The 25387-nt window shown below is 76.9% G+C and carries 20 protein-coding genes; 13 read left to right on the top strand and 7 right to left on the bottom strand.

Going from position 1 to position 25387, the window contains the following annotated elements; genetic code table 11:
- The first annotated feature begins 23 nt into the window (after window positions 1–23).
- The 6 genes from QNH85_RS06800 to QNH85_RS06775 all read left to right on the top strand — a co-directional run bounded on the left by QNH85_RS06800 (window position 24) and on the right by QNH85_RS06775 (window position 7589).
- Window positions 24–602 carry a type III secretion system chaperone family protein gene (locus tag QNH85_RS06800; protein WP_282945446.1) on the top strand — a complete coding sequence of 193 codons (579 nt, stop codon included), beginning with the start codon at window positions 24–26 and terminating at the stop codon, window positions 600–602.
- Window positions 603–612: 10 nt separating this feature from the next.
- Complete coding sequence (locus QNH85_RS06795) at window positions 613–2556, top strand: HSP90 family protein (RefSeq protein WP_282945445.1); 1944 nt, start codon at window positions 613–615, stop codon at window positions 2554–2556.
- The gene (locus tag QNH85_RS06790) at window positions 2553–4508 is read left to right on the top strand and encodes a hypothetical protein (RefSeq protein WP_282945444.1); all 1956 of its coding nucleotides are present in this window, start codon (window positions 2553–2555) and stop codon (window positions 4506–4508) included. The genes QNH85_RS06795 and QNH85_RS06790 overlap by 4 nt, the downstream gene beginning before the upstream one ends.
- A gap of 712 nt (window positions 4509–5220) precedes the next feature.
- Window positions 5221–6213 (top strand): tRNA (adenosine(37)-N6)-dimethylallyltransferase MiaA, encoded by a 993-nt coding sequence (gene miaA, locus QNH85_RS06785; protein ID WP_428830372.1) that lies wholly within the window; start codon window positions 5221–5223, stop codon window positions 6211–6213.
- Window positions 6210–7178, top strand: a complete 969-nt coding sequence (dapF, locus tag QNH85_RS06780; protein WP_282945443.1) for a diaminopimelate epimerase — start codon at window positions 6210–6212, stop codon at window positions 7176–7178. Before miaA ends, dapF begins: the two co-directional genes overlap by 4 nt.
- 57 nt (window positions 7179–7235) lie before the next feature.
- Window positions 7236–7589: a TlpA family protein disulfide reductase gene (locus QNH85_RS06775; protein ID WP_282945442.1), complete on the top strand. Its 354-nt coding sequence runs from the start codon at window positions 7236–7238 to the stop codon at window positions 7587–7589.
- Window positions 7590–7615: 26 nt separating this feature from the next.
- Here the strand turns inward: QNH85_RS06775 and QNH85_RS06770 are convergent, their stop codons facing one another.
- The gene (locus QNH85_RS06770) at window positions 7616–8227 is read right to left on the bottom strand and encodes a class I SAM-dependent methyltransferase (protein WP_282945441.1); all 612 of its coding nucleotides are present in this window, start codon (window positions 8225–8227) and stop codon (window positions 7616–7618) included.
- Between the two features lie 229 nt (window positions 8228–8456).
- Here QNH85_RS06770 and hflX point away from each other — a divergent pair, with 229 nt between their 5' ends.
- The 3 genes from hflX to QNH85_RS06755 are packed head-to-tail and all read left to right on the top strand — an operon-like array spanning window position 8457 to window position 13183.
- Window positions 8457–9899: a GTPase HflX gene (hflX, locus tag QNH85_RS06765; protein ID WP_282945504.1), complete on the top strand. Its 1443-nt coding sequence runs from the start codon at window positions 8457–8459 to the stop codon at window positions 9897–9899.
- Window positions 9900–9929: 30 nt separating this feature from the next.
- Window positions 9930–12119: an ATP-dependent DNA helicase gene (locus tag QNH85_RS06760; RefSeq protein WP_282945440.1), complete on the top strand. Its 2190-nt coding sequence runs from the start codon at window positions 9930–9932 to the stop codon at window positions 12117–12119.
- Between the two features lie 50 nt (window positions 12120–12169).
- Window positions 12170–13183: an L-lactate dehydrogenase gene (locus QNH85_RS06755; RefSeq protein WP_282945439.1), complete on the top strand. Its 1014-nt coding sequence runs from the start codon at window positions 12170–12172 to the stop codon at window positions 13181–13183.
- 21 nt (window positions 13184–13204) lie between these two features.
- Here QNH85_RS06755 and QNH85_RS06750 read toward each other — a convergent pair whose 3' ends face one another.
- Window positions 13205–14176, bottom strand: coding sequence for a LysR family transcriptional regulator (locus tag QNH85_RS06750; RefSeq protein ID WP_282945438.1), 972 nt, complete (start codon window positions 14174–14176; stop codon window positions 13205–13207).
- Window positions 14177–14259: 83 nt separating this feature from the next.
- Here QNH85_RS06750 and QNH85_RS06745 point away from each other — a divergent pair, with 83 nt between their 5' ends.
- On the top strand, window positions 14260–15324 hold the full coding sequence (locus QNH85_RS06745; protein WP_282945437.1) for an aminotransferase class V-fold PLP-dependent enzyme: 1065 nt from the start codon (window positions 14260–14262) through the stop codon (window positions 15322–15324).
- Window positions 15325–15382: 58 nt separating this feature from the next.
- On the opposite strand, the gene lexA is transcribed toward QNH85_RS06745, so the two are convergent.
- A complete protein-coding gene (gene lexA / locus QNH85_RS06740) occupies window positions 15383–16123 on the bottom strand; it encodes a transcriptional repressor LexA (RefSeq protein WP_282945436.1) in 741 nt (246 codons plus the stop codon).
- Between the two features lie 324 nt (window positions 16124–16447).
- Here lexA and QNH85_RS06735 point away from each other — a divergent pair, with 324 nt between their 5' ends.
- The gene (locus tag QNH85_RS06735; protein WP_282945435.1) at window positions 16448–17026 is read left to right on the top strand and encodes a LysM peptidoglycan-binding domain-containing protein; all 579 of its coding nucleotides are present in this window, start codon (window positions 16448–16450) and stop codon (window positions 17024–17026) included.
- A 405-nt stretch (window positions 17027–17431) separates the two neighbouring features.
- Window positions 17432–17959: a transcriptional regulator NrdR gene (gene nrdR / locus QNH85_RS06730; protein ID WP_213280905.1), complete on the top strand. Its 528-nt coding sequence runs from the start codon at window positions 17432–17434 to the stop codon at window positions 17957–17959.
- A 54-nt stretch (window positions 17960–18013) separates the two neighbouring features.
- Here the strand turns inward: nrdR and QNH85_RS06725 are convergent, their stop codons facing one another.
- Window positions 18014–19555 carry a SpoIIE family protein phosphatase gene (locus QNH85_RS06725; RefSeq protein WP_282945434.1) on the bottom strand — a complete coding sequence of 514 codons (1542 nt, stop codon included), beginning with the start codon at window positions 19553–19555 and terminating at the stop codon, window positions 18014–18016.
- Complete coding sequence (locus QNH85_RS06720; RefSeq protein ID WP_282945433.1) at window positions 19552–20349, bottom strand: alpha/beta fold hydrolase; 798 nt, start codon at window positions 20347–20349, stop codon at window positions 19552–19554. Before QNH85_RS06720 ends, QNH85_RS06725 begins: the two co-directional genes overlap by 4 nt.
- 97 nt (window positions 20350–20446) lie before the next feature.
- On the opposite strand from QNH85_RS06720, the gene QNH85_RS06715 reads away from it, so the two are divergent.
- Window positions 20447–22480 carry a S9 family peptidase gene (locus tag QNH85_RS06715; RefSeq protein WP_282945432.1) on the top strand — a complete coding sequence of 678 codons (2034 nt, stop codon included), beginning with the start codon at window positions 20447–20449 and terminating at the stop codon, window positions 22478–22480.
- A 79-nt stretch (window positions 22481–22559) separates the two neighbouring features.
- On the opposite strand, the gene QNH85_RS06710 is transcribed toward QNH85_RS06715, so the two are convergent.
- Complete coding sequence (locus tag QNH85_RS06710) at window positions 22560–24251, bottom strand: AMP-binding protein (RefSeq protein ID WP_282945431.1); 1692 nt, start codon at window positions 24249–24251, stop codon at window positions 22560–22562.
- 85 nt (window positions 24252–24336) lie between these two features.
- Window positions 24337–25386 carry an aldo/keto reductase gene (locus tag QNH85_RS06705; protein WP_282945430.1) on the bottom strand — a complete coding sequence of 350 codons (1050 nt, stop codon included), beginning with the start codon at window positions 25384–25386 and terminating at the stop codon, window positions 24337–24339.
- Window position 25387: the final 1 nt, after the last annotated feature.

The following is a 25387-nucleotide window of genomic DNA, read 5'->3' as shown; positions in this document are numbered from 1 at the left end:
GGGCTAGGCTCGGACCACGACGGGTGCGCAGAGCCGCCACCTGCACCGACGCGAGCGCCGCGGTCCGGCTCAGGGCCGCACGACAGGACGAGGACGAGATGGGCTTCTTCACCAAGCCGGACGGCGACGCGGCAGGCCCGGGGCCGCAGGCGCTGTCCCACCAGCGGATCATCGACGTGCTGGACAGCCGCGACATGCGGTACGGCGTGGACGACGACGGCGACATCGGCGGCTTCTGGGACGGCCACCTCTTCTACTTCTTCCGCATGGGCGGCAACCAGGAGTACCTCCAGGTGCGCGGCCGGTGGAACCGCCGGGTCGGTACGGACCAGTACGCCCGCGTCGTGGACCTGGTGAACACCTGGAACTCCGAGAAGCTGTGGCCCAAGGGCTACGTGCGGGCGGAGGACGACGTCGTCGGGGTGTACGCCGAGCACACCGTGGACTACGAGCACGGCGTGACGGACGAGCAGATCGACCTGCACCTGGCGTGCGGCATCACCACGGCGCTGAGCCTGTTCGAGCACCTCGACGAGCACTTCCCCGCCGAGGCGGCCGCGGCGAAGGCCGCCGAGGCCGCCGCCGAGGACGGGTCCGCGTGACCCGGACACGATGACGGCCAGCGCCCCGCGGGCCTTCCAGGTCGACCTGCACGGCGTCGTCGACCTGCTCGCCCGGCACCTGTACTCCGGCCCGCGCGTCTACGTGCGCGAGCTGCTGCAGAACGGCGTCGACGCGATCACCGCGCGGCGGGCGCTCGACCCGGCGTGCCCCGCCACGGTCCGGCTCCGGCCGCTCGCCGACGGGTCGCTGCTGGTCGTGGACTCCGGCGTCGGCCTCACGCGCGCCGAGGCGGAGGAGCTCCTGGCCACCGTCGGGCGCTCGTCCAAGCGCGACCTGGACCTCGGGCTCGGTCGCGAGGAGTACCTGGGGCAGTTCGGCATCGGGCTGCTGTCGGCCTTCATGGTGGCGGACGAGATCGAGCTGGTGTCCCGGTCGGCCCGGGACCCGCACGCGCCCGCCGTCCGGTGGCGCGGGCACGCCGACGGCTCGTACGACCTGACCGAGCTGCCGGACGCCGGCCTGCCCGCGGGGAGCACCGTGCGGCTGCGCCCGCGGCGGGACATGGAGCACTGGCTCGCGGGGGAGACGGTCGCGGCGCTCGCGGCCGAGTTCGGGTCGCTGCTGCCGGTCGACGTGGCGGTCGAGGTGCCGCTGGGCACCGTGCCGGCGGTCCGGGCCGGCGACCACCCCGAGGACCTGCCCGGCGACGGCGCTCCGCGGGCCGGCCACGTCTGGCGGCGCGTGTCCGCCCCGGAACCGCCCTGGGCGCGCACGTACCCCGACGCGGCGGCCCGGGCCCGCGCGCTCGCGCAGCACTGCGAGCAGACGTTCGGCTTCACGCCGCTGGCGCACGTCGACCTGGAGGTCCCGCTCGCGGGCGTCACCGGCGTCGCGTACGTGCTGCCGGCGGCGGTCCCCCCGGGCGGCGGCGGGTCGCACCGGGTCTACCTCAAGCGGATGCTGCTCGGGGACCGCGTCGAGGGGCTGCTGCCCGAGTGGGCGTTCTTCGTGCGGTGCGTGATCGACGCCTCGGGGCTGCGCCCCACCGCCTCGCGGGAGCAGCTCTACACCGACGAGGTCCTGCTCGCCACGCAGGAGGCGCTCGCGGGGGCCGTCCGGTCCTGGACGCTGCGCACCCTGGAGCAGTCGACGGCGCTCGCCCAGCAGTTCGTCGCGACCCACCACCTGGCGGTCCGCTCCCTGGCGCTGACCGACGACACGATGCTCGACCTCGCGGCGCGGATCCTCCCGTACGAGACGACGGACGGGACGCTCACCCTCGCGGAGGTCGCCCAGGAGCACGGGCGCGTCGTCTACGCCCCCACGCTGGAGGACTACAAGCGGATCGCCCCCGTCGCGCGGGCGCAGGGCGTCGCGGTCGTCAACGCCGGGTACGTCTACGACGCCGACCTGCTCGCGCGGCTCGCCCAGCGGTCGCCCGGCGAGGTGCGGCCGCTCGGCGCCGGCGACATCGCCCAGGTGCTCGCCCCCCTCGCGCCGGAGCGGGAGCTCGCGACGCTCGACGCCGTGCGGGCGGGCGGCGACGTGCTGCGCCCGCTCGACACCGACCTGGTGCTGCGGACGTTCGAGCCGGCGGAGCTGCCCGCGGTGCTGCTGCACGACCGGGACGGCGACCACCAGCGGGACCTGCGAGCCGCGATGGCCGAGGCAGACGACGTGTGGAGCGACGTGCTGGCCGGGTTCGCCGAGCCCGCGGCCGCCCGCCAGCTCGTCCTCAACGACGCCAGCCCGCTCGTGCGCGAGCTGCTGGCCGCCTCGCCCGGCGAGGTGTTCGCCGCGGGGCTGCGCTCGCTGTACGTGTCGGCGCTCCTGCTGGCCGGCGAGCCGCTGCGCGCGCGGGAGTCCGCGCTGATGACCGGGTCGATGGCCGTGCTGCTCCGGGCGGGGCTGCAGGCCGCCACGGAGCCCGGGGAGGGCCACCGGCCCGACGACGAGACGGCCGGGGGACCGGCCGGGGAGGAGCGCGCGTGACCCGCACGCTGGACGAGGCGAACCGCGAGATCAGCCGGGTGCGGGAGATGCCCTACGGCCTCGCCCGCACGCAGGCCGCCGAGCGGCAGGTGCGGCTGGTCGACGCCGAGGGCCCCGACGCCGCGCGGGCCTACGCGCTGGGCACCCTCGTCGAGGCCTACCAGTGGGGCGGGGAGGTCGACCGGTCGTTCGTCGCGTTCGCCCGGCTGCTGCGCTGGTGGGACGAGCACCCCGAGCACTTCGACGCGCACGACCGGCACGGGCTGTTCTGGTCGTTCAAGTGGATGATCAGCGGCCTGGCGGACTTCCCGACCGTGCCCGCCGAGCAGATCGACCGGACGCTCGCCGACATGGAGCGCCGGTACGCCCTCGCGGGCAACGGCATGGATGCGGTGGCGTACGAGCGGTTCGCGTGGGCCCGCCGGCGGGGCGCGGCCGACGCCGAGGCGGCCTACCAGGTGTGGATCGCGACCCCGCGCGACGACTTCTCGCAGTGCGAGGCGTGCGACCCGGGCGACCGGGCCGCGTGGCTCCTGGCCACCGACCGCACCGAGGAGGGCATCCGGCTCATCGAGCGGACCCTCGAGCAGAACCCGTCCTGCGCGTCCGAGCCCGCCGACATGCTGTCGTACCTGGCGGAGGCCTACCTCGACGCCGGCCGCCCGCAGGACGCCGCCCGCACGCACCGCCGCGCCGTCGCCGCGCTCGCCGAGGCCCAGTCCGACATGGTGGGCGCGCGCGGCCGGCGGGTCCGGCTGCTCGCGCGCGGGGGGCAGGCCGACCGGGCGCTGCGGGCCGTCGAGGCGGACCAGCAGTACCTCACCGGCGGCGACACGCCGTACTCGCGGCTGGCCTACGCGCGGCTGGTCGGCGCGGCCACCCACGTGCTGCGTCCCGAGCACGGCGACCGGCCGGTCCGGCTGACGTCGGTCCCGGCGGCCACGGTCGCGGAGCTCGACGACTGGCTGCGTGCCCAGGCCGACGCCCTCGCGGCGCAGTTCGACGCCCGCAACGGCACCGCGGTCGAGAGCGAGGCCGTCGCGCGGGCGTGGCGGACCGAGCCCGCCGCGCACGCGCTGGACCTGGACGTGCTGCCCCGCGGGCTGACGTCCGGACCCGGCGCCGGGGTCGGGCCCGCGGTGGCCGTGGCGACGGGGCCGACGGGCGCGTCCGAGCCCGCGGGGCCGGCGGGCGCCGCGGAGCTGCTCGCGGCCGCCGAGCGGCTGTCGGCCTCGGGCGACACGGAGTCGGCGGCGGGCGCGTACCTGGAGGCGGCGGCCGCCGCCGAGTCGGCCGGCCTGCTCGTCGAGGCGGGGTTCGCCTACGCCGAGGCCGCGCACTGCGCGCAGGTGCTCGGCGACGACGACGGCGCGGCGTCGGGGTACGCCGCCGCGGTGGCGTACCTGCGGGCCGGCGGCCTGGCACCGGCCGGCGTCGTCCCGGTCGTGGTGGCCTGGGCCCGCGCGGCTGCGGCGACGGGGGAGTCCGAGCGGGTCCTCGCGGAGGCCGACCGGCTGGCGGCGTCGCTCGCCGACCCGGCGGGCGCCGTGGACCCCGCGGAGCGGGCGCCGGAGCTCGTGGCGCGGGACGAGGCCGCCCGGCGCCGCGCCGCGGCGGACCTCGACGACGCCGCCGCCCGGCTGCTGGCGACGCTCGGCGGGCCCGACCGGTCAGCGACCGCCGCGGTGCGCGCGCAGCAGGCGGCCGAGGCGTACGCCGGGCTAGGGGCGCTCGCGGACGCGGCGCACGCGTTCTGGCTCGCGGGGCGGCTGCACGACGACCTCGGCCACGTCGAGGAGGCGGTCTGGCACCTGGAGTCCGCGATGGAGGGGTTCGAGGCCGCGCGGCGGCGCGGCCCGCACGGGGAGGTCGCGAACGCCCTGGTCGAGGTCCTGCGCCGCACCGGCCAGACCGCCCGCGCCGACGACCTGGCCCGGACCCTCACGTCCTGACGCGACGCGTGCGGGCGCGGGCGACGGGGTCCGGGCGGGATACCGTCGGGGGGTGCGTGCGGCCGTGGTGTTCCTGCCCGACACGGCCCTGCTCGTGCGCGGGGCCGCGGGCCGCGCCGACCCCGGCGCCGGGCTGCGCGACGCGGCTGTCGCGGCGCTGCGGGCGGCGGCACCCGGACCCGGGGGGCGGGTCGTGGTGGTCGCGCCCGGGGGCCGTGCTCGGGAGCTGACCCACCCCGTCGGGCCCGGGCTGGGCGCCGCCGGGCTGCGGCTGCCGGAGGACGGTCGCCCGGCCGCCGAGCCGTCCCGCCGCGCGGACGTGCCGGCGTCGGTCGCCCTCGTGCTGCTGGACGAGGCCGGGATCGGCGCCCCGGTGGCCGTGCACGAGATCCCGCGGGCCGACCCTCCGGCCGCCGGGACGCTGCGCGCGCTCGGCGCCGGCCTCGCGGCGGACCTGGTCGTGGTGGTCGGCTCCCCGAGCGCACGGCACGGGGCGGAGGCGCCGCTCGCCGACGACCCGCGCGCGGCCGACGTCGACGCCGCGCTCACCGCCGGCCTCGCGGCGGGCCCGTCCGCGCTCGGCGCCGCCCTCACCGCCCTCGGGCCCGGCGGCGGCGGCGCGCTCGCGGTGAGCGGCTGGGCGCCGTGGCAGGTCGCCCTCGGCCTGGTCGGGTCCGCCCCCGTGCAGGTCGCCGCGCACACCGCCGCCGTCGTGGCCGGCGCACCGCACGTCGTCGCCGCCTGGCACGCCGTCGCGGCGGGGCGCGCCACGGCCCCGACCGCGACCGGCAAGTCCGACCTGGGCGTGGCGCTCGCGGAGCAGCTCGGCGGGGAGGTCCTCAACGCCGACGCCCTGCAGCTGTACCGCGGGATGGACGTCGGCACCGCCAAGCTGACCCCTGCCGAGCGCCGCGGGATCCCGCACCACCTGCTCGACGTGCTCGACCCCCACGAGGACGCCTCCGTCGCCGGTTACCAGCAGGACGCCCGGGCGGCGGTCGCGGGGATCGCGGCCCGGGGGCGCCGGCCCGTGGTCGTCGGGGGCTCGGGGCTGTACGTGCGGGCGCTGCTGGACCGGATCGACTTCCCGGGCACGGACCCCGCGGTGCGGGCCGGGCTGGAGGCGCGCGTCGAGGCGGAGGGCTCGCGCGCGCTGCACGCGGAGCTGGCCCGGCTCGACCCGGTCGCGGCCGAGGGCATCGGCCCGCGCAACGCGCGGCGGGTGGTCCGGGCCCTGGAGGTCATCGCGCTGACCGGCCGGCCGTACTCGGCGAACCTGCCCGGGCACGACTACGTGCGCCCGACGGTGCAGATCGGTCTCGACTGCGACCGCGCCGTCCTCGACGAGCGCGTGCAGGCGCGCGTCGACCGGATGTGGTCGGCGGGGCTGGTCGACGAGGTGCGCGGCCTGCTCGGGCGCGGCATCGGCCGCACGGCGTCGCGCGCCGTCGGGTACGCCGAGGTGCTGGCGGCGCTGCGGGGCGAGATCACCGAGGACGAGGCCCGCGCGCAGGTCGTCGCGGGGACGCGCCGGCTCGCGCGCAAGCAGATGGGCTGGTTCGGCCGCGACCCCCGGGTGCACTGGCTGGACTCCCGCGACCCGGACCTCGTGGCCCGCGCCCTGGACCTGGTCGCCGCGGCGGACGCGGGCGACCTCGGACCGGCCACGGACGACCCGGCCCCGCGCCGTAGTCTGGGCTCATGACCGCCCCCGCCAGCACGTCCACGCCCGCGACGGCCGGCACCGACCGGGTGCTGCGCGTGTCCAAGGGGCACGGGACGCAGAACGACTTCGTGCTGGTCGACGGCCGCACGGGCACGGCGCTGGACGCCCAGCTGGTGCAGGCGCTCGCGGACCGGCGGGCCGGCGTCGGCGGCGACGGCGTGATCCGGCTCGTGGCCAGCGCGGACCTGCCCGAGGGCGCCGCGGTGCTCGCGGAGGACCCGGCGGCGACGTGGTTCATGGACTACCGGAACGCCGACGGCTCCATCGCCGAGATGTGCGGCAACGGCGTGCGGGTCGTGGCGGAGTACGCCCGGGCGCTCGGGCTGTGGGACCCCGCGGGCGGCGAGCTCGTGCTCGGCACCCGGGCGGGGGTGCGGCGGGTCCGCGAGGCGGCCGGGCCGGCGGGCGAGGCCTGGTACGCCGTGGACATGGGCCCGTGGCACCTGCCGGGCGGCGCGGACGCCGCGACCGCCGGCGCGGACGCGCAGGTGACGGTCGCCGGCCTCGACGTCCCCCGCGCCGCGCTGAGCGTCGACGTCGGCAACCCGCACACGGTGCTCGCGCTCGCCGACGACGCGGAGCTCGCCGCGGCCGACCTCACGCGCGCCCCGGCCGTCGAGCCGCTGCCGCCGCACGGCACGAACGTCGAGCTCGTCGTGCCGCTCGGCGAGGACCGGGCGGCGGACGGGACGGTGGTCGGCCGGGTGCGGATGCGCGTGCACGAGCGCGGCGTCGGCGAGACCCGCTCGTGCGGGACCGGTGCCTGCGCCGCGGCGCTCGCGGTCCGCGCGTGGGCGGGGCCGCAGTCGCCGGACGTGTGGCTGGTGGACGTCCCGGGCGGCACCGTGCGGGTCGCGGTGCTGCCGGACGGGCACGTGGAGCTCGCCGGACCGGCGGTGCTGGTCGCCGACCTCGACGTCGACCTGGACGCGCTGGCCGTCTGACCGTCGCTGACCGTCTGGCCGCCGCAGCAGGGCGCGCCGGGAACACGACGGCCTCCTGTGCCGTTGCCGATCGACGTGACCACCGACGCCGCGCCGCACCCGGCGCCCGCCCTCGACGCGGCCGCGCTGCGCCGCCCGCTCGGCGCGACGGCGACGTTCCTCCAGCTCTCCTCGGGCTTCTGCGCGCCCTGCCGGGCGACCCGCCGGGTCCTGGAGCGGGTGGTCGCGACGACGGACGGGGTGGCGCACGTCGAGGTCGACGTCGCCGACCGCGCGGACCTCGCGGAGCGGTTCGCGGTCACCGAGACGCCCACGGTCGTGGTGCTCGACCGCGACGGCGCCGTCGTCGCCCGGGCGACCGGCGTCCCGAGCCTGGCGCAGGCGCGCGCCGCGGTGGCGGTGCTCGCCTGAGGCGGCCCCGGGCGGCGGCGCGGGCGTCAGCCCCGCACGACCCGCAGCACCCGGAACCCCCGGTCGGTCGCGACCCGGTCGACCGTCGCGACGCCGTCCAGCTCGGTCGCCAGCCAGCGCAGCAGCGAGTCCGAGCCCAGGTTCTTCGCCACGACCAGGTACGCCTCACCGCCCGGGAGCAGGCGGTGCAGCCACTGCCGCAGCATCGCGTGCAGCGTCTCCTTGCCCACCCGGATCGGCGGGTTCGACCAGATGGCGGCGAACCGCACGTCGTCGGGCACGTCCTCGGGCCGCACGGCCGTGACGTGCGGCAGCTCCAGGCGCTCCGCGTTCCGCCGGGTCAGGTCGAGCGCCCGCTCGTTCACGTCCACCGCCCACACCCGGGCGTGCGGCGCCCGGAGCCCGAGGCTCAGCGCGACCGGTCCCCAGCCGCAGCCGAGGTCGAGCAGATCGCCCTCGCGCGGCGGGTCGGGCACGTGCCGCAGCAGCACCTCGGTCCCGCCGTCGAGGTGGTCGGGGGAGAACACGCCGCCGGCCGTCTCGACCGGCACGTCCCGCCCGGCCAGGTGCACGGTGCGCGCGCGGCGCTCGTCGGGGGAGGCGGGCTCGGCGGTGAAGTAGTGCTCGGTGCCGGTCACGCCCGCGACCTTATCGCCGCGTCAGCCCGTGGCGAATTGCCTCGCGGACGCCCCGGCCGCGTGCCACGCTGGAACCCGGGCCGCTGCGGCGGCCCCGCCTGATCCACGACCCGTAAGGAACCGCGTGAACGACGCCCAGAACCCCACGACTCGCGAGCAGGACGTCCCCGACGCCCCGGTCGACGCGCAGCAGGCCGCGCGCGACGCCCAGCGGGTCGCCGACGACGTCGTGGCACGCGTGCTCGCCCGGGCGGGCACCGCGGTCCACGAGGGGGACACGGTCCACACCACCTACGACGGCGACCAGCTGGACCTGGAGGAGCGCACGTCGCTGCGCCGGGTCGCGGGCCTGTCCACGGAGCTCGAGGACGTCACCGAGGTCGAGTACCGGCAGCTGCGCCTCGAGCGCGTCGTGCTGGTCGGCCTGTGGGGCTCCGGGTCCCAGGAGGCCGCGGAGATCTCCCTGCGCGAGCTCGCGGCGCTGGCCGAGACGGCCGGCTCCGAGGTGCTCGACGGGCTGCTGCAGCGCCGGCACACCCCGGACCCGAGCACGTACCTCGGCTCCGGCAAGGCGCAGGAGCTCGCCGGCCTGGTGGCGTCGGTCGGCGCGGACACCGTGGTCGTCGACGGCGAGCTCGCCCCGTCCCAGCGTCGCGCGCTGGAGGACGTGGTGCGCGTCAAGGTCGTCGACCGCACGGCGCTGATCCTCGACATCTTCGCCCAGCACGCCAAGTCCCGGGAGGGCAAGGCCCAGGTCGAGCTCGCGCAGCTGGAGTACCTGCTCCCGCGCCTGCGCGGCTGGGGCGACTCGATGTCCCGGCAGGCCGGTGGCCAGGTCGGCGGGGCCGGGGCGGGCATGGGCTCGCGCGGTCCCGGTGAGACGAAGATCGAGCTCGACCGCCGCCGCATCCGCGACCGGATGGCGAAGCTGCGGCGCGAGATCGCCGCGATGGAGCCGGCCCGGCAGACCAAGCGCGCCTCGCGCCGCAAGAACGCGATCCCGTCCGTGGCGATCGCCGGGTACACCAACGCCGGCAAGTCGTCCCTGCTGAACCGGCTCACCGACGCCGGCGTGCTGGTCGAGAACGCCCTGTTCGCGACGCTGGACCCGACGGTCCGGCGCGCGCAGGCCGCGGACGGCCGCGTGTACACGCTCGCCGACACCGTCGGGTTCGTGCGGAACCTGCCGCACCAGCTGGTGGAGGCGTTCCGGTCGACGCTCGAGGAGGTCGCGGACGCGGACCTCGTGCTGCACGTCGTGGACGCCTCGCACCCGGACCCGGAGGGGCAGATCGCCGCGGTGCGGCACGTGTTCGCCGACATCCCGGGCGCGATGGACGTCCCCGAGATCATCGTGCTGAACAAGGTCGACCTCGCCGAGCCCGAGGCCGTGGCCCGCCTGCGCTCCCGCGAGCACGGCGCGGTCGTCGTCTCGGCGCACACGGGCGAGGGGATCGACCAGCTGCAGGCCGTGATCGCGGACCAGCTGCCGCGGCCCGGCGTGACCGTCGACGTCGTCATCCCGTACGACCGCGGCGACCTGGTGCACCGGGTGCACGAGAGCGGCGAGATCGACGTCGAGGAGCACACGCCGCTCGGCACCGCGCTGCGCGGCCGGGTGGACCAGGGCCTCGCGACGGAGCTCACGCAGGCGGCCGTCGAGGTGCACTGACCGCTCGCCCGACGCGACTACCCTTGCCGGGTGCCTGAGCCCACCCCCGACGTCGACGCCCTGCTCGACGTGGCGGTGGCGGCGCTCGGCGGCAGCCCGCGCGAGGGCCAGCGGCGCATGGCCCGGGAGGTCGCGGAGGCGGTCGAGAAGGGCGAGCACCTCATGGTGCAGGCCGGCACCGGCACCGGGAAGTCCCTGGGCTACCTGGTGCCGTCCGTGCGGCACGCGGTGCTCGCCGACGAGCGCGTGGTCGTCTCCACGGCGACGCTCGCGCTCCAGCGGCAGGTGATGACGCGGGACCTCCCGCTCGTCGCGGACGCGCTCGCGCCGCAGCTGCCCCGGCCGCCGCGCGTCGCCCTGCTCAAGGGCTGGCACAACTACGTCTGCGTGCACAAGACCGGCGGCGGCTACCCGCCGGACGACCAGGGGATGCTGTTCGACCTCGGCGACCGGGGCGCGGCCGACCACCCCTCCACGACGGACGCCGCGGACGGCGAGGCGCCCGAGAAGGAGTCCCTCGGCGCGCAGGTCGTGCGGCTGCGGGAGTGGGCGGAGGAGACGGAGACCGGCGACCGGGACGACCTGGTGCCGGGCGTCAGCGACCGCGCGTGGCGCCAGGTGTCGGTGACGTCGCTGGAGTGCCTGGGCCAGCGGTGCCCGCTGCTCGAGGAGTGCTTCCCGGAGCGGGCCCGGGCGGCCGCGCGCGCGGCCGACGTGGTGGTGACGAACCACGCGATGCTCGGCATCGCGGCGTCGGGCTCGCCGCACGTGCTCCCGGAGCACCAGGTGCTCGTCGTCGACGAGGCGCACGAGCTGGCCGACCGGGTCACCGCGCAGTCGACCGCGGAGCTGTCCGTCGGCACCGTCGAGCACGCGGGCCGGATGGCGCGCCGGCACGGCGGGATCGCCACGACCGACCTGGACGGCGCCGCCGCGGCGCTGGGCGCGGCGCTGATCCACCTGCCCGAGGGCCGGTTCACCCAGGGGCTCCCGGAGGGGACGCGGCAGGCCGTCGCGCAGGTCCGGGACGCGGCCCGCGGGCTGCTGTCGGCCCTGCGCCCCGAGAAGCCCGCGGCGGGCGAGGCGGCCCCGGCCGACTCCGGCCTGAAGATCGCGACGTCGGCCGTGCTCGCGCTGTTCGAGGTCGCCGAGCGGATGGCCGCCGACGCCTCCGACCAGCGGTACACCGTGCTCTGGTGCTCCCGCGGCGAGCGGGACGGCGCCACGCGGCTGTACACGGCGCCGCTCGCCGTCAACGGCCTGATCCGCACGCACCTGCTGGCCGGGCGGGCGTCCGTGCTCACCTCCGCCACGCTCAGCCTGGGCGGGGAGTTCCGCGCCATGGCCCGCAGCATCGGGCTCGAGGGGGCGGGCGAGGCCGCGGCGGCGACGGCGTCCGCGGCGACCGTCGCGGTGGCGGCGCCGGGCGGGAGCGAGGGCACGACGCCGCCGGACGCGCTCGACGTGCCCGCCACGGCGGCGAGCACGCCCTCGGCCACCGCCACGCTCCCGTGGCACGGCGTCGACGTCGGCAGCCCGTTCGACTACCCGCGGCAGGGCATCCTCTACATCGCGCGCCGCCTGCCGCCGCCCGGCCGGGAGCCGGCGACCGACGCGCAGCTCGACGAGATCGAGGCCCTGGTGACGGCCGCGGGCGGGCGGACGCTCGGCCTGTTCTCGTCCCGGCGCGCGGCCGTCACGGTCGCCGAGGCGATGCGCGAGCGCCTCGACGTGCCGGTGCTCGTGCAGGGCGAGGACCAGCTGCCGACGCTCGTGCGGCAGTTCGCCGAGGACGAGCCCACCTGCCTGTTCGGCACGCTGTCGCTGTGGCAGGGCGTCGACGTCCCGGGGCGGTCCAACCAGCTGGTGATCATCGACCGCATCCCGTTCCCGCGGCCCGACGACCCGGTGAAGTCCGCCCGGTCGGAGGCCGTCGCGGCGTCGGGCGGCAACGGGTTCATGTCGGTGGCGGCCACCCACGCGGCGCTGCTGCTGGCCCAGGGCGCCGGCCGGCTGATCCGCTCCGTGCACGACCGGGGCGTCGTGGCGGTGCTGGACCCCCGGCTGTCGACGGCGCGCTACGGCGAGTTCCTGGCCCGGTCGCTGCCGGCGTTCTGGCGCACCACGGACCGCGAGGTCGCCCTCGGTGCGCTGCGCCGGCTCGCCGTGGAGGACCCGGCGCCCGCCGTCGAGGAGCCGAGCGCCGCCCCGGGCCGCTAGCCTCGTGAGCAGGGCGCCGACCGGCGCCGGGGCACCGAGGAGGACCGCCGATGAGCGAGCAGACGAACGACGTCGAGGGCGACGAGCTCGGCCTGGCGGGCAGCGCCGTCGCCCCCCGCCGCACCACGAAGCTGGCGGTGGTCGGCGCGGGCGCCGTGGGCTCGACGATGGCGTACGCGGCGCTGATGCGGGGTGCCGCCCGCAGCGTCGTGCTCTACGACATCAACAAGGCCAAGGTCGAGGCCGAGGCGCTGGACCTCGGGCACGGCATCCAGTTCATGCCGATGGCCGAGGTGATCGGCTCCGACGACATCGCGGCGTGCGCGGACGCGGACGTCGTCATGATCACCGCGGGCGCCAAGCAGAAGCCCGGGCAGACGCGGATCGACCTGGCCGAGGCGACCATCTCGCTGGTCAAGAAGATCCTGCCGTCGCTCGTCGAGGTCGCCCCGAACGCCGTGTACGTCATGGTCACGAACCCGGTGGACATCGTCACCTACGCCGCGCTGCAGTTCTCCGGCCTGCCGCCGACGCAGCTGTTCGGCTCCGGCACCGTCCTGGACTCCTCCCGGCTGCGCTACCTCATCGCGCAGTACACCGGCGTGGCCGTGCAGAACGTGCACGCCTACATCGCGGGGGAGCACGGCGACACCGAGCTCCCGCTGTGGTCGTCGGCGACCATCGGCGGCGTGCCGATCCTCGACTGGAACGCCATCGAGGGCCACGTGCCGCTGACGCACGAGGTCCGCGAGTCGATCGCCCGCGAGGTCGTCGACTCGGCCTACCGGATCATCGCCGGCAAGGGTGCGACCAACTACGCGGTCGCGCTGGCCGGGTCCCGGATCATCGAGGCGGTCATGAAGGACGAGCGGCGCATCCTGCCGGTGTCGTCGCTGCTGGACGGCTACCACGGGATCAGCGACGTGTGCCTGTCGGTCCCGACGGTGGTCGGGCGGTCCGGGGTCGGCGAGCGGCTCCAGGTGCCGATGTCGACCGACGAGCTGGCCGGTCTGCGCCGGTCCGCCGAGTCCCTGCGGGCGGTCGCGCGGCGCTTCGGCCTCTGAGGCGGGCTCGGGGCCCCGGCTTCAGCCGACGGGGCTCAGCGCGGGCTCCGTGCCCCGGGCGCGCGCGGGCCGGACGAGCGGGTGCTCGACCGCCCCGGCGGCGTCCCGCAGGGCGCTCAGGGCGGCGGCGACCGCCGGTACCCGCGCCGTGCCCTCGTCGGTCACGGCCTCGACGACGCGCGCCGGGAGCGCGGGCGCGCGGTGCACGGTCACGCCGGGGTGCGGCAGCACGGCCAGCGCCAGGCCCGGCAGGGTCGCCACGCCCAGCCCCGCCCGGACCAGACCGACCACCGCGAGGTAGTCGTCGGTGGCGTAGTCGACGCGGGGGCTGAAGCCCGCCCGCTCGCACGTGCCCACCAGCTGGGCGCGGCACTGCGGGCAGCCGGCGATCCACGGGCGGCCGGCGAGCTCCGCCAGGTCGACCTCGGAGCCCGCCGGCCGGGCGTCCGTCGCCGGCAGCAGGACCACGACCTCGTCGCGCAGCAGCGGGACGCGGACCCGGCGGGGCTCGTCCGGGGCCGGGGCGGTGGCGTCGCGGAACGTCACGGCGACGTCCACACGTCCGGCGTCCAGCTCGGCCAGCGCCTCCGGGGGCTCGGCCTCCGTGAAGGTCGACGCCAGGCCGGGGTGCCGCGTCCGCAGCGTCGCCAGCGCTCCGGGGAGCAGCGCCGCCGCGGCGGACGGGAACGCCGCGACCCGCACGCGGCCGGCCCGCAGGCTGGCCACGGCGGCGACCTCCTCCAGCGTCGCGTCGAGCGCGGACTGCACCGCGGGGGCGTTGCGGGCGAGCACGTGCCCGGCCTCGGTGAGGCGGACCCCCCGGCCCGCGCGGACGACCACCGGCGTGCCGACGGCGCGCTCGATCATCCTGAGCTGCTGGCTGGCGGCGGGCTGGGTGAGGCCGAGCGCGTGCGCGGCGGCGGTCACGCTGCCGGTCTCGTGCACGGCGTGCACGAGGCGCAGGGCGGCGATGTCGAGCGTGCGGGCGGGCATGGCCCGGAGCGTAAGCCCTGCCTATGGATCCGGTCGGAAAACGTGGTTGCGTGCATGGGCCGGAACCGGGGACAGTCGAGGGCATGCGCTCGCTCGACGACCTCCGCTCCGAGTTCGACCCCGCCCCCGGGTACCTCAACGCCGCGACGGCCGGGGTCGCCCCCCGGCGGACCGTCCGCGCGCTGAACGAGGACCTCGCGCGCTGGGGCGCGGGCGGCATCGACGTCCCGCGGTACGAGGCCGCGGTGGCCACCGCGCGGGCCCGGTTCGCCACGCTCGTCGGCGTGGCACCCGCCCGGGTGGCGATCGGTGCCCAGGTGTCCGTCATGGCGGGCGTGGTGGCGGCCTCGCTCCCCGACGGCGCGGAGGTGCTGTGCGTCGAGGGCGACTTCTCCTCCATGGTGTTCCCGTTCCTCGCGCAGGGGCCGCGGCTCCGGGTGCGGCACGTCCCGGCGGACCGGCTCGCCGACGCCGTGACGCCCGGCACCGCGCTCGTCGCGTACTCGCTGGTGCAGTCCGCCACGGGCGCGGTGCTGGACGACGACGCCGTCGTCGGTGCCGCCCGGGCCGCGGGAGCCCGCACGCTGTGCGACCTGACGCAGGCGGCGGGGTGGCGCCGCGTGGACGCCGGCCGGTACGACGTCAGCGTCACCGCGGCGTACAAGTGGCTGTGCGGGCCGCGGGGCGTCGGGTTCCTCACCGTCACCGAGGAGGCGCAGGACGAGCTGCGCCCGGTCCAGGCGGGCTGGTACGCGGGGGAGGACCCGTGGGCGTCCTGCTACGGGCCGACGATGCGCCTGGCCGCCGACGCCCGGCGGTTCGACGTGTCCCCGGCGTGGCAGGCGTGGCTCGGCGCGGCCGAGTCCCTGGACGCGTTCGCCGGGACGGACCCCGACGCCGTGCGGGCGCACGCCGTGGGGCTGGCGGACGCGTTCCGCGCCGGGGCGGGGCTCGCGCCAGGGGACAGCGCCATCGTCACCCTGCCCGATCCCCAGGGGGCGCTCCGGTGCGCCTTGGAGGAGGCCGGCTGCCGCGTGGCCGGGCGCGCGGGCCGGGTGCGCCTGGCGTTCCACGTCTGGAACGACCCGGCCGACGTGGACCGGGCTCTCGACGCGCTCGCCGGCGCGTCGGCGGTGCCCACCGCCTGACGGGCCCGGGCCGCCCGGCCGCGAGGGCCGAGGCGGCGCGGGCCGGAGGCCGAACGGCTCAGAGGCTGCGCAGCACCGAGACCACGCGGCCGAGCACCTGCGCCTGGTCGCCGTCGATCGGGGAGTACGCCGGGTTCTGGGGCAGCAGCCACACGTGCCCGTCGGCGCGCTTGAGGGTCTTGACCGTGGCCTCGCCGTCGAGCATGGCCGCGACGATCTCGCCGTTCTCGGCCACCGGCTGGCGCCGGACGACCACCCAGTCGCCGTCGCAGATCGCGGCGTCGATCATCGAGTCGCCGACGACCTTCAGCAGGAACAGCTCGCCGGCGCCGACGAGCTGGCGCGGCAGCGGGAACACGTCCTCCACCATCTGCTCGGCGAGGATCGGCCCGCCGGCGGCGATCCGGCCGACGACCGGGACGTACGCGGCCTCGGGCGCGCCCTCGCGCAGCGCGCTGTCGGCGTCGCCGATGCCGGGCACCCCGGGCAGCGTGGCGACGCCGCGGGAGTCGTCGGGCTGCACGACCTCGATCGCGCGGGGGCGGTTCGGGTCGCGGCGCAGGTAGCCCTTGCGCTCGAGCGCCGTCAGCTGGTGCTTGACGCTCGACGGGCTCGTGAGGCCGACGGCGTCGCCGATCTCGCGCATGCTCGGCGGGTAGCCGCGGGACTCCACGGAGGCACGCACCGTCTCCAGGACGAGCCGCTGACGCGGGGTCAGGCCGTCACCCTCGCCGAGCTCCACCACCGTCACGGCCCCGTCGTCGGGACCCGCCGCGGCGTCCGTTCCCTGGCTCGCCATGTCCACTCCCGTCCTCGCGGCGCCCGCGGCGCCGTGCCGGCCTGCTCGTCCCGCACCGCGCGTGCTGCGCCGGTGCGGCGTCCGCACCCGAACCGCCTGGTCACCACCGTTCCCGTGGGCCCGGTGAGGGGCCGTCCGGCGGTCGTGTCAGTGCCTCGTGGTGCGCTGTACCCCGTTGCCCCGAGCGTAGGGCGCGGCGGCGGGTGGATCAAACACCTGTTCGATCGTGTCTCGACATCGTGGGCGGGACGTGGTTACATCGTACAAACGTTCGAACGAACAGGTGTTCGACGGGCCCGAGGGCCCAGGAGGGGAGTGGTGGGGATGAGCGCCATCGCAGTGCAGCCGCGGTTCGTGCCGGGGGTCGGCGTCCGCCGGGCACCCGGGGCGGCCTCGCCGCAGCGGGCGTCCGTGCCCGCCCGGGCGGCCGGCGTCGCGCACGTCCCCGGCGTCGCGCAGGTCTCCGGCACCGCGCCGGTCGCCAGCGCCGCGCACGCAACCGCCGCACCCCTCCGTCCTCTCGGTGCCCGATCCGGTGGTGCGCGTTCCGCCGACGCTCGCCCCGGAGCGGCGCGGCGCGACGCCGCGGCGGGGGGTGTCGCCGTCGGGGAAGGACGGCTGCACCTCACTCGCCGCGGCCGCGCCGTGCTCGTCCTGCTGGCGCTCCTCGTCGTGGCCGCGGGGGTCATGGGCGGCCGCGCGGTGGCCGACGCGCCGCAGCGGGCGACCGAGGTGACCACGCACGCCGTCCAGGCCGGCGAGACGCTGTGGGAGATCGCCGCCGACGTCGCGGCGCCGGGCGAGGACGTCCGCGACGTGGTCCTGCGCCTGCAGGAGCTGAACGCCCTGGCGGACGGCTCGCTCCAGGCGGGCCAGGTGCTCCTTCTGCCCGCGGGGGCGTGACGGGAACGGTCCTGGTCAGGGCGCCGCGCATGTCTCGGTGAGATAACGAAACCCGAGGCTTGCGTAATTGATTCGGCCGCCTCTAGGGTGGTGCCACCTCGAACGGCTGGCTGGGGGGCTCGCCGCGGGGGACGCATCGTCGTCGCGGTCCTCGGACCCGTCGCAGAGGCGTGCAGCAACCGTCCTGACGAGGCGAGTCGTCCGGACGAGACGGGACGGGGGCGTCCCCACGAGGGTGGCCGCGCACAGCGGCCACCCTCGTCGTCTGTCCGGGGAACACCGGACGGCCGGACGCGTGTTGCACCGGCGCGCGGGCGGGTCCTACGGTGTCCCGGTCGTCCGGGCGGGCGCCGCACCGACGCCGGCCGCCGACCCGGCCCGCGACCTACCCCGGAGGAGGCGTCCATGCACTGCCCGTTCTGCCGTCACGCCGACTCCCGCGTCGTGGACTCCCGCACGTCCGACGACGGCCTGTCGATCCGCCGCCGCCGCCAGTGCCCGCAGTGCAACCGCCGCTTCACCACGATCGAGACGGCCAGCCTCTCGGTCGTCAAGCGGTCCGGCGCCACCGAGCCGTTCAGCCGCGAGAAGATCGTCAACGGCGTCCGCAAGGCCTGCCAGGGCCGGCCCGTCAGCGAGGACGACCTCGCCCTGCTCGCCCAGCGCGTCGAGGAGACGCTGCGGGCGAGCGGCAGCGCCGAGCTGGACGCGTACGAGATCGGCCTCGCGATCCTGGGTCCGCTCCGCGACCTCGACGAGGTCGCCTACCTGCGGTTCGCGAGCGTCTACCAGGCATTCAGCTCGCTGGACGACTTCGAGGCCGCGATCACCGTGCTGCGCGCGGAGAACGAGGTGGCGGACGCCGCGCGCAAGGCCGCCGCGGGTGCCGGCGACGCCGGCGCGGGAGACGCGGAGCAGACCCCGGCGTCCTGACCGCCCCGGCCGTCGCGCACGGGGCGGACGGGGCGGACGGCGCACGCCCGCCGGTCAGGCCGGCGTCCCGCCACCGTCCGGGCCGTGCCAGGTGAGCGCCACGACGCACACGTCGTCCTCCGCGCCGTGGTGGGGCAGGGCCGCGTCGACGACCCGCGCCACGTCCAACCCGCGGCGCCCGGCCGGGCCGCCGCCGGTGCCGACCTGCTGCCCGACCAGGAGCGCGAGCGCGGCCAGGCCGGCCGGGAGGGTGCGGGTGCGGCGCTCGACCAGCCCGTCCGTGTAGAGCACCAGGGTGTCGCCGGCGCCGAGGCGGGCGTGCGCGGACGTCCGGGCGCCGAGGCCGGTCAGCCCGAGCGGCGTCGACCGGGCGCCCCACAGGTACGACGTGCTCCCGTCCGCCCGGAGCACCAGGGGCGGGAGGTGACCGGCGACGGCGAACTCGAGGTCCCCGGTCCGCAGGTCCAGCTGCGTGTGCACGGTGGTCGACATGAACCCGGACCCGGCGTGCTCCACGAAGTGGTCGAGGTGCTCGAGCACGAGGTGCGGTCGCACGTCCGGCCCGGTGACGGCACGCCCCGCGCTGCGCAGCTGGCTCATCGTCGTGGCCGCGTGCAGGCCGCGACCGACCACGTCGCCGACGGTGACGGCCAGCATCCCGTGGCGCACCGCGAAGGCGTCGAACCAGTCGCCCCCGACCTCCAGGTCCCGCACCCCGGGGCGGTACTCGGAGGCGATCGTGAACCGCGGGTCGGCGGGGATGTTCGTGGCGAGCATCGCCCGCTGGAGCTCGAGCGCCACGGACGCGTGCTGGTCGAAGAGCCGCGCCCGGTCGAGGGCGGACGCGGCCTGGTGTCCGGTCGCGGCGAGCAGGTCCGGGTCCAGCGGGTCGGCGCCGGGCCGGCCGGACGGGCGCACGCGCAGCACGCCGAGCAGGCGCGTCCGGCCCCGCAGGGGCACGACCAGGCAGCCGTCGGCCTCCCGTCGCACGGCGTCCCCCGCGACCGGCACCCGCTCGGGGCGCTCGCCGGGTGTACCGGCGCGCGGGGTCCACACGCCGTCGGCGACGGTCCAGAGCGTCACGCCGGCACCGCCGAGCGTGAGGGCGAGGGTGTCGACGACGGCGTGCGCCACCGAGTCCACGTCCGCCGCCTCCGACAGCTCGGACGCGAGCCGCTGCAGGACGTGCACGTCGCCGACGGCGCGGTCCGCGGCGGTGCGGGCGGCGAGCAGCTCGTGCTCGTACCGGGAGCGCTCGGCGGCGCCCGACAGCGCGACGTCCACGGTGCCGTCGTCCTCCCGGACCACGGCCGTGAGCAGCACGGGCATCCTGCGGTCCGGTGCGCGCAGCTCGACCGCGACCTCCTCCACCCGGCCCTGCATGTGCAGCAGCGGCGCGACGTGCGTCTCCCAGTAGATCCGCCCGCCGACCGACAGCAGCGCCGCGAGGCGGACCGTCCCCACCAGCTCGGCGGCCGGACGCCCGACCCACCGGGCGAAGGTGGCGTTGGCGTCGAGCACCGTCCCGTCGGCGTCCAGGCGCAGCAGGGCCACGGGGGCGGCGTCCCACGCGCCGGCTCGCTGCTCCGCGTTCACCGGTCGAGGTACCCCCGCATCGCCGTGACCAGCGCGTCGGGCGCGCTCAGGTTCGGGCAGTGGCCGACGGCGTCGAGCAGGACCAGCTCGGCGTCGGGCAGGTGCGCGGCGACGTACTCGCCGACCTCGACGGGCGCGATGGCGTCCTCGCGGCACTGGACCACCAGCGTCGGCGTGCGGACGTGGGGGAGGTCCGCGCGGTTGTCGGACAGGAACGTGGTCCTTGCGAAGCGGCGGGCGATCGCCGGGTCGGTCCGGCAGAACGACCCCGTGAGCTCCGCGCCCAGCTCGGGCCGGTCGGGCCGGCCCATGATGACCGGCGCGATGAAGGCCGACCAGCCCAGGTAGTTGTCGTCCATCGTCGCGAGCAGCTCGTCGATCTCGTCCCGCGTGAAGCCCCCGCGGTAGCCGTCGTCGTCGATGTACCGGGGGCTGGGTCCCACCATCACCAGCCGGCTGAAGAGCTCCGGCCGGGCGGCCGCGGCGAGGGCGCCGATCATCGCGCTGACCGAGTGGCCGACGAACGTCACGGGGCCGCACCCGAGGTGCTCGAGCAGCCGCACGACGTCCTCCGCGTACCCGGTGAGGGAGGAGTGCCGCCGGGGGTCGTAGGCGGACAGGTCCGAGCCGCCCGCGCCGAGGTGGTCGAACAGGACGACCCGGTGCGTCCGCTCGAACGCCGGTGCGACGAACCGCCACATGGTCTGGTCGCACCCGAAGCCGTGGGCCAGCACCAGCACCGGCCCGTCGGCACGGCCCGTGCTGGTCACGTGGTGCTGGGTGGCGGGGTCCATGCTCGGATCGTAGGTGCGGGGCCGGCGCACGTCCGCCCCCGGCCCTCTCGTGTCGCCCGTGGGCGCCCGGCGGCGGCGGCCGTACTACGGTCGTCGGGTGATCCCTGCCGACCTCGCGCTCCTGCACGCCCCCGGAACCCCCGCGCTGGCGCCCGACGGCTCGATCGCCGTCGTGTCGCGCACCGCGCCCGACCTCGACGCCGACGAGTACACCGGCCAGCTGTGGCGGCTCGCGACCGACGGCTCCGCGCCCCCGGTCCGGCTGACCCGCGGGCACCGCGACACGGACCCGCAGGTCTCGCCCGACGGCCGCTGGGTCGCGTTCCTGCGCGCCGAGCCGAAGGGCCGGCCGCAGCTGCACGTCGTCGAGGCGGCGGGCGGCGAGCCCGTCCGGCTCACGGACGCGCCGCTGGGCGTCCAGACCGCCCGGTTCTCGCCCGACGGGACCGTGCTGGCGTTCCTGGCACGCGTCCCGGACGAGGGCCGGTACGTCGCCGACGGCGACCCCTCGGCCGAGCGGCCCCGGCACATCACCACGCTCCCGTACCGGCACGACGGCGTCGGCTACACCCGGGACAAGCGGCGGCAGCTGTTCGTCGTGGACGTGCCCGCCGACCCGGCCGTGCGCTCGACCCTCCCCTCGGGTGACGGCGCGGAGCCCGCGGCGCGGCAGGTCACGTGGGGGGACGTCGACGTCGACACCCTCGCGTGGCTGCCCGACGGCCGGCACGTCGTCGCGGTGGCCGCCCGGCACGCCGCCCGCGACGAGGACCTGCGCAGCGACGCGGTCGTCGTCGACACCGCACCCGGTGGGGACGGCGAGCTGCGCCCCCTGACCGACGCGGACGCCGGGAGCACCCTGGCGGTCGCCGCGGCCCTGCCGGACGCGGACGGCGCCGCGCTGTGGCTGCTCGCGCAGGACATGGGCCCGACGGGCCGCGACTTCGTCGCCCGGCAGACCATGCTGTTCCGCCTGGAGCTCGCCGCAGCCGCCGCCGGTCCCGCCGCCGCCGGGTTTCCCGTGCGGCTGACCGACCCCGAGGCGGTCGACCTGGACCCGGGCACGTTCGCCGTGACGGCGGACGGGGTGCTCGCCGGCGTGCTGCACCGGGGCACCGTGCTGCTGCGCGAGCACCGGGCGGACGGGTCCACGCGGGACCTCCTCGACGGCACCGTCGCCGTGCACGGCGTCGCCGCGTCGGCCACCGCCCCGGTGGCGGTCGCGACGGTCGCCGGACCGCTCACGTCGGGCGACGTGCACGCCGTGGACCTCGGCACGGGGGAGTCGCGGGTGCTCACCGACTGGTCCGCGCCGCTGCGCGCCACCGGGCGGCTCCGCGAGCCCCGGGAGCTCACCGCGACAGCGCCCGACGGGTACCCGGTGCACGGCTGGGTGGTCACGCCGGACCCGGAGCGGTTCGCGGGCCCGCACCCGACGATCCTCATGATCCACGGCGGGCCGTACGCCCAGTACACCGTGGCGCTGTTCGACGAGGTGCAGACGCTCGCCGAGGCCGGCTACGCCGTCGTGTACGGCAACCCGCGCGGCTCGGCCGGCTACGGGGCGTCGCACGGGTCGGCGATCCGTCGCGCGTTCGGCACGGTCGACACCGACGACGTCCTCGCCCTGCTGGACGCGGCGCTGGCCGACCCCGCGCTGGACTCGGACCGGGTGGGCGTCATGGGCGGGTCGTACGGCGGCTACCTCACGGCGTGGCTGACCACCCGCACGGACCGGTTCGCCGCGGCGGTCGTGGAGCGCGGGTTCCTCGACCCGGTGAGCTTCGTCGGGTCCAGCGACATCGGCTGGTTCTTCGGGCTCGAGTACCTGGGCGACGGCGACGACGACGAGGCCCGCTCCGCGGTGGCCGCGCAGTCGCCGATGGCGCACGTGTCCCGCGTGACCACGCCGACGCTCGTGATCCACTCCGAGCAGGACTGGCGCTGCCCCGTGGAGCAGGGTCAGCGGTGGTTCGCCGAGCTCAAGCGGCGCGGCGTGCCGTCCGAGCTGCTGCTGTTCCCGGGGGAGGGCCACGAGCTGACCCGGTCGGGCCGCCCGCAGCACCGCCTGGTCCGGTTCGAGCACGTGCTCGACTGGTGGGCGCGGAACCTGCCGGTCACCGCCGGCTGACGCCCCCGGGGACCACGACGGACCCGAGGACGACGACGGCCCCGCACCGGCGAGGTGCGGGGCCGTCGTGCGTCACGCGTCAGGCGGTGCCGGCCATCAGGTCGTCGCGGACCACCCGGCGCAGGACCTTGCCGATCTGGGAGCGCGGCAGCTCGGTGAGGATGACGAGCTCGCGGGGGACGGCGTACCGGGCGAGCCGGTCGGTGCACCACTCGCGGACCGCGTTCAGGTCCACGTGCGCGCCGAGCTCGGTGACGATCGCCGCGACCACCTTCTCGCCCAGGTCGCCGCCCGGCAGCCCCACGACGGCGACGTCACGGATCCCGGGCATCGTGCGCAGCCGCTCCTCGACCTGCGAGGGGTACACCTTGAAGCCGCCGGTGACGATCATCTCCTTGATCCGGTCGACCAGGACCACGAAGCCGTCGTCGTCGAGCCGCACCACGTCGCCCGTGCGGAGCCAGCCTCCCTCGAGCAGCTGCTCCGCCGTCTCCTCGGGCCGGCCCCAGTAGCCCTGGAACACCTGGGGCCCGCGGATCAGCAGCTCGCCCTGCTGCCCGGGCTCGACGTCGCGGGTCGGGTCCTCCTGGTCGACGACGCGGATGTCGGTGCTCGGGAACGGCAGGCCGAGGGCGCCCGGGCGCCGGTCGGGGGACAGCGGGCTGCCGAGCGCGACGGGGGAGGTCTCCGTCATCCCGTAGCCCTCGATCACGAGCCCGCCGGTGAGGGCCTCCCACCGGTGCGCGGTCGCGGGGGACAGCGACATGGCGCCCGAGATCGCGTACCGGAACGACGTCAGGTCCGCACCCTTCTTCTCCGCCGCGGCCGCGAGCCGGTCGAGCATGGGCGGCACGGCGGGCAGGAACGTGCCGGGGCGCCGCTTCTGGGCGGACAGCACGGCGGCCGGGTCGAACTTGGGGAACGCGACGAGGGTGGCGCCGACGCGCGTGGCGTAGGTCAGGCAGAGCGTGAGCCCGAAGGCGTGGAAGAACGGGAGGATGCCGTAGATCGTCTCGGTGCCCGCCTCCGCCTGGGTCCACGCCTGGCCCTGCACCGCGTTCGCGACCAGGTTCCGGTGGGTCAGGACGGCGGCCTTCGGGGTGCCGGTCGTGCCGCCGGTGTACTGCAGCAGCGCGACGTCCCGGGAGGTGGGGCGCGGGTGGTCCACCGGCAGCGGCGGGGCGGCGGCGACGAGCCGGTGCCAGACCGGGGTGCCGGCGGGCAGGGCGGCGCGCAGCGCGGCGCGGGTGGCGCGGGCGGACGGCACCGGCAGGCGCAGGGCGAGCCGCTTCACCGCGGGCAGGTCGGCGGACACGTCGACGGCCACGACGGTGCGGAGGTCCGTGCCGGGCTGCGACTCCAGCGCCGCGGCGACGGCCTTCTCCCACACGAGGGCGACGGTCGCGCCGGAGTCGGCCAGCTGGTGGCCGAGCTCCCCGGCGCTGTACGTCGGGTTGTGCTCGACCACGACGGCGCCGAGCCGCAGCGCGGCGTAGAACGCGACCATGTGCGAGGTGCAGTTCGGCAGCGCGATCGCCACCCGGTCGCCCGCGCGCACGCCCAGGTCGCGCAGCACGGTGGCCCCGCGGGCGACGGCGTCGGCGAGCTCGGCGTAGGTGGTCGCCGCGCCCAGGAAGTCGACGGCCACCCGGTCGGGCCAGGCGGCCGCCGACCGGTCGAGAGCGTCGAGCAGGGGCTCGTCCGGCACGTCGACCTCCGGCGGGACGCCGGGGGCGTAGGAGGAGTGCCAGGGTCGCGTGAATGCGGTCACGAGCCCACCGTAACCTACGCGGCCGTAACCTACGCGGGCGTAACCCGGGACTTCCGGGTGGGTGGTGTGCAGGTCGCCGCGCCGCTCACAGGTCCGAGGACCGCGAGCCCCACAGGTTGATCCCCGAGTCCACCGCGTGCCGGTCGATCTCCGCCAGCTCCGCGTCCGTGAGCGCCGGGCCGCGCACCGCGGCGAGGTTCTCGTCCAGCTGCTCCGGCGTCCGGGCGCCGAGCGCCACCGACGTCACCCGCGGGTCCCGCAGGACCCAGGCGATCGCAAGCTGGGCGAGCGACTGCCCCCGTGCCTCCGCGACCGCCGCCAGCGCCCGGACCCGCGCGAGGTTCTCCTCGCTCAGGTACTCGGCGCGCAGCGGCCCGCCCCGCGCGGCGCGGGAGTCCTCCGGCACGCCGCCGAGGTACTTGCTGGTGAGCATGCCCTGCGCGAGCGGCGAGAACGCCACGACGCCCAGCCCGGCGTCCGACGCCACGTCGAGCAGCGCCCGGCCGCCGGCCGCGTCGTCGGGCTGCTCGACCCACCGGTTCAGCATCGAGTAGGACGGCTGGTGCAGCGCGAGCCGCAGCCCCATCGACTCCGCGACCCGGACGGCGTCCTGCGTCCTGCGCGCGGAGTAGGAGGAGATGCCCGCGTACCGCGCGCGGCCGGAGTCGACGGCCGTCCGCAGCGCCCCGATCGTCTCTTCCAGCGGGGTGCTCGGGTCGAACCGGTGGCTGTAGAAGACGTCGACGTGGTCGGTGCCGAGGCGGCGCAGGGACTGGTCCAGCGACGCGAGCAGGTACTTGCGGGACCCGTGCTCGCCGTACGGGCCGGGCCACTGCCGGTACCCGGCCTTCGTCGCGAGGAGCAGCTCGTCCCGGTACGGCGCGAGGTCGGTGGCCAGCAGCCGGCCGACGCTCTCCTCCGCGGCACCGGGCGGCGGGCCGTAGTTGTTCGCGAGGTCCAGGTGCACGACGCCGCGGTCGAACGCGCCGAGCACGAGCGCGCGCTGGTCGGCGAACGGCGTGGCGTCCCCGAAGTTCTGCCACAGCCCCAGCGTCACCGCCGGCAGGTCCAGCCCGGTGCGGCCGGCCCGGCGCAGGGGGAGACGGTCGTGACGGTCGGGGTCGGCGAGGTGCACG

It is taken from the genome of Cellulomonas endometrii, assembly GCF_949769265.1.
GTDB lineage: Bacteria > Actinomycetota > Actinomycetes > Actinomycetales > Cellulomonadaceae > Cellulomonas > Cellulomonas endometrii.
Note: the sequence above shows the minus strand (reverse complement) of the source record. Positions and strands in the feature narration are given on the sequence as shown.

Coding starts and splice junctions, on each gene's coding strand:
- QNH85_RS06745 (WP_282945437.1), top strand. CDS start 14,260: ATGCGCTCGCTCGACGACCTCCGCTCCGAGTTCGACCCCGCCCCCGGG.
- QNH85_RS06755 (WP_282945439.1), top strand. CDS start 12,170: ATGAGCGAGCAGACGAACGACGTCGAGGGCGACGAGCTCGGCCTGGCG.
- QNH85_RS06795 (WP_282945445.1), top strand. CDS start 613: ATGACGGCCAGCGCCCCGCGGGCCTTCCAGGTCGACCTGCACGGCGTC.
- QNH85_RS06750 (WP_282945438.1), bottom strand. CDS start 14,176: ATGCCCGCCCGCACGCTCGACATCGCCGCCCTGCGCCTCGTGCACGCC.
- nrdR (WP_213280905.1), top strand. CDS start 17,432: ATGCACTGCCCGTTCTGCCGTCACGCCGACTCCCGCGTCGTGGACTCC.
- QNH85_RS06720 (WP_282945433.1), bottom strand. CDS start 20,349: ATGGACCCCGCCACCCAGCACCACGTGACCAGCACGGGCCGTGCCGAC.
- lexA (WP_282945436.1), bottom strand. CDS start 16,123: ATGGCGAGCCAGGGAACGGACGCCGCGGCGGGTCCCGACGACGGGGCC.
- QNH85_RS06735 (WP_282945435.1), top strand. CDS start 16,448: ATGAGCGCCATCGCAGTGCAGCCGCGGTTCGTGCCGGGGGTCGGCGTC.
- dapF (WP_282945443.1), top strand. CDS start 6,210: ATGACCGCCCCCGCCAGCACGTCCACGCCCGCGACGGCCGGCACCGAC.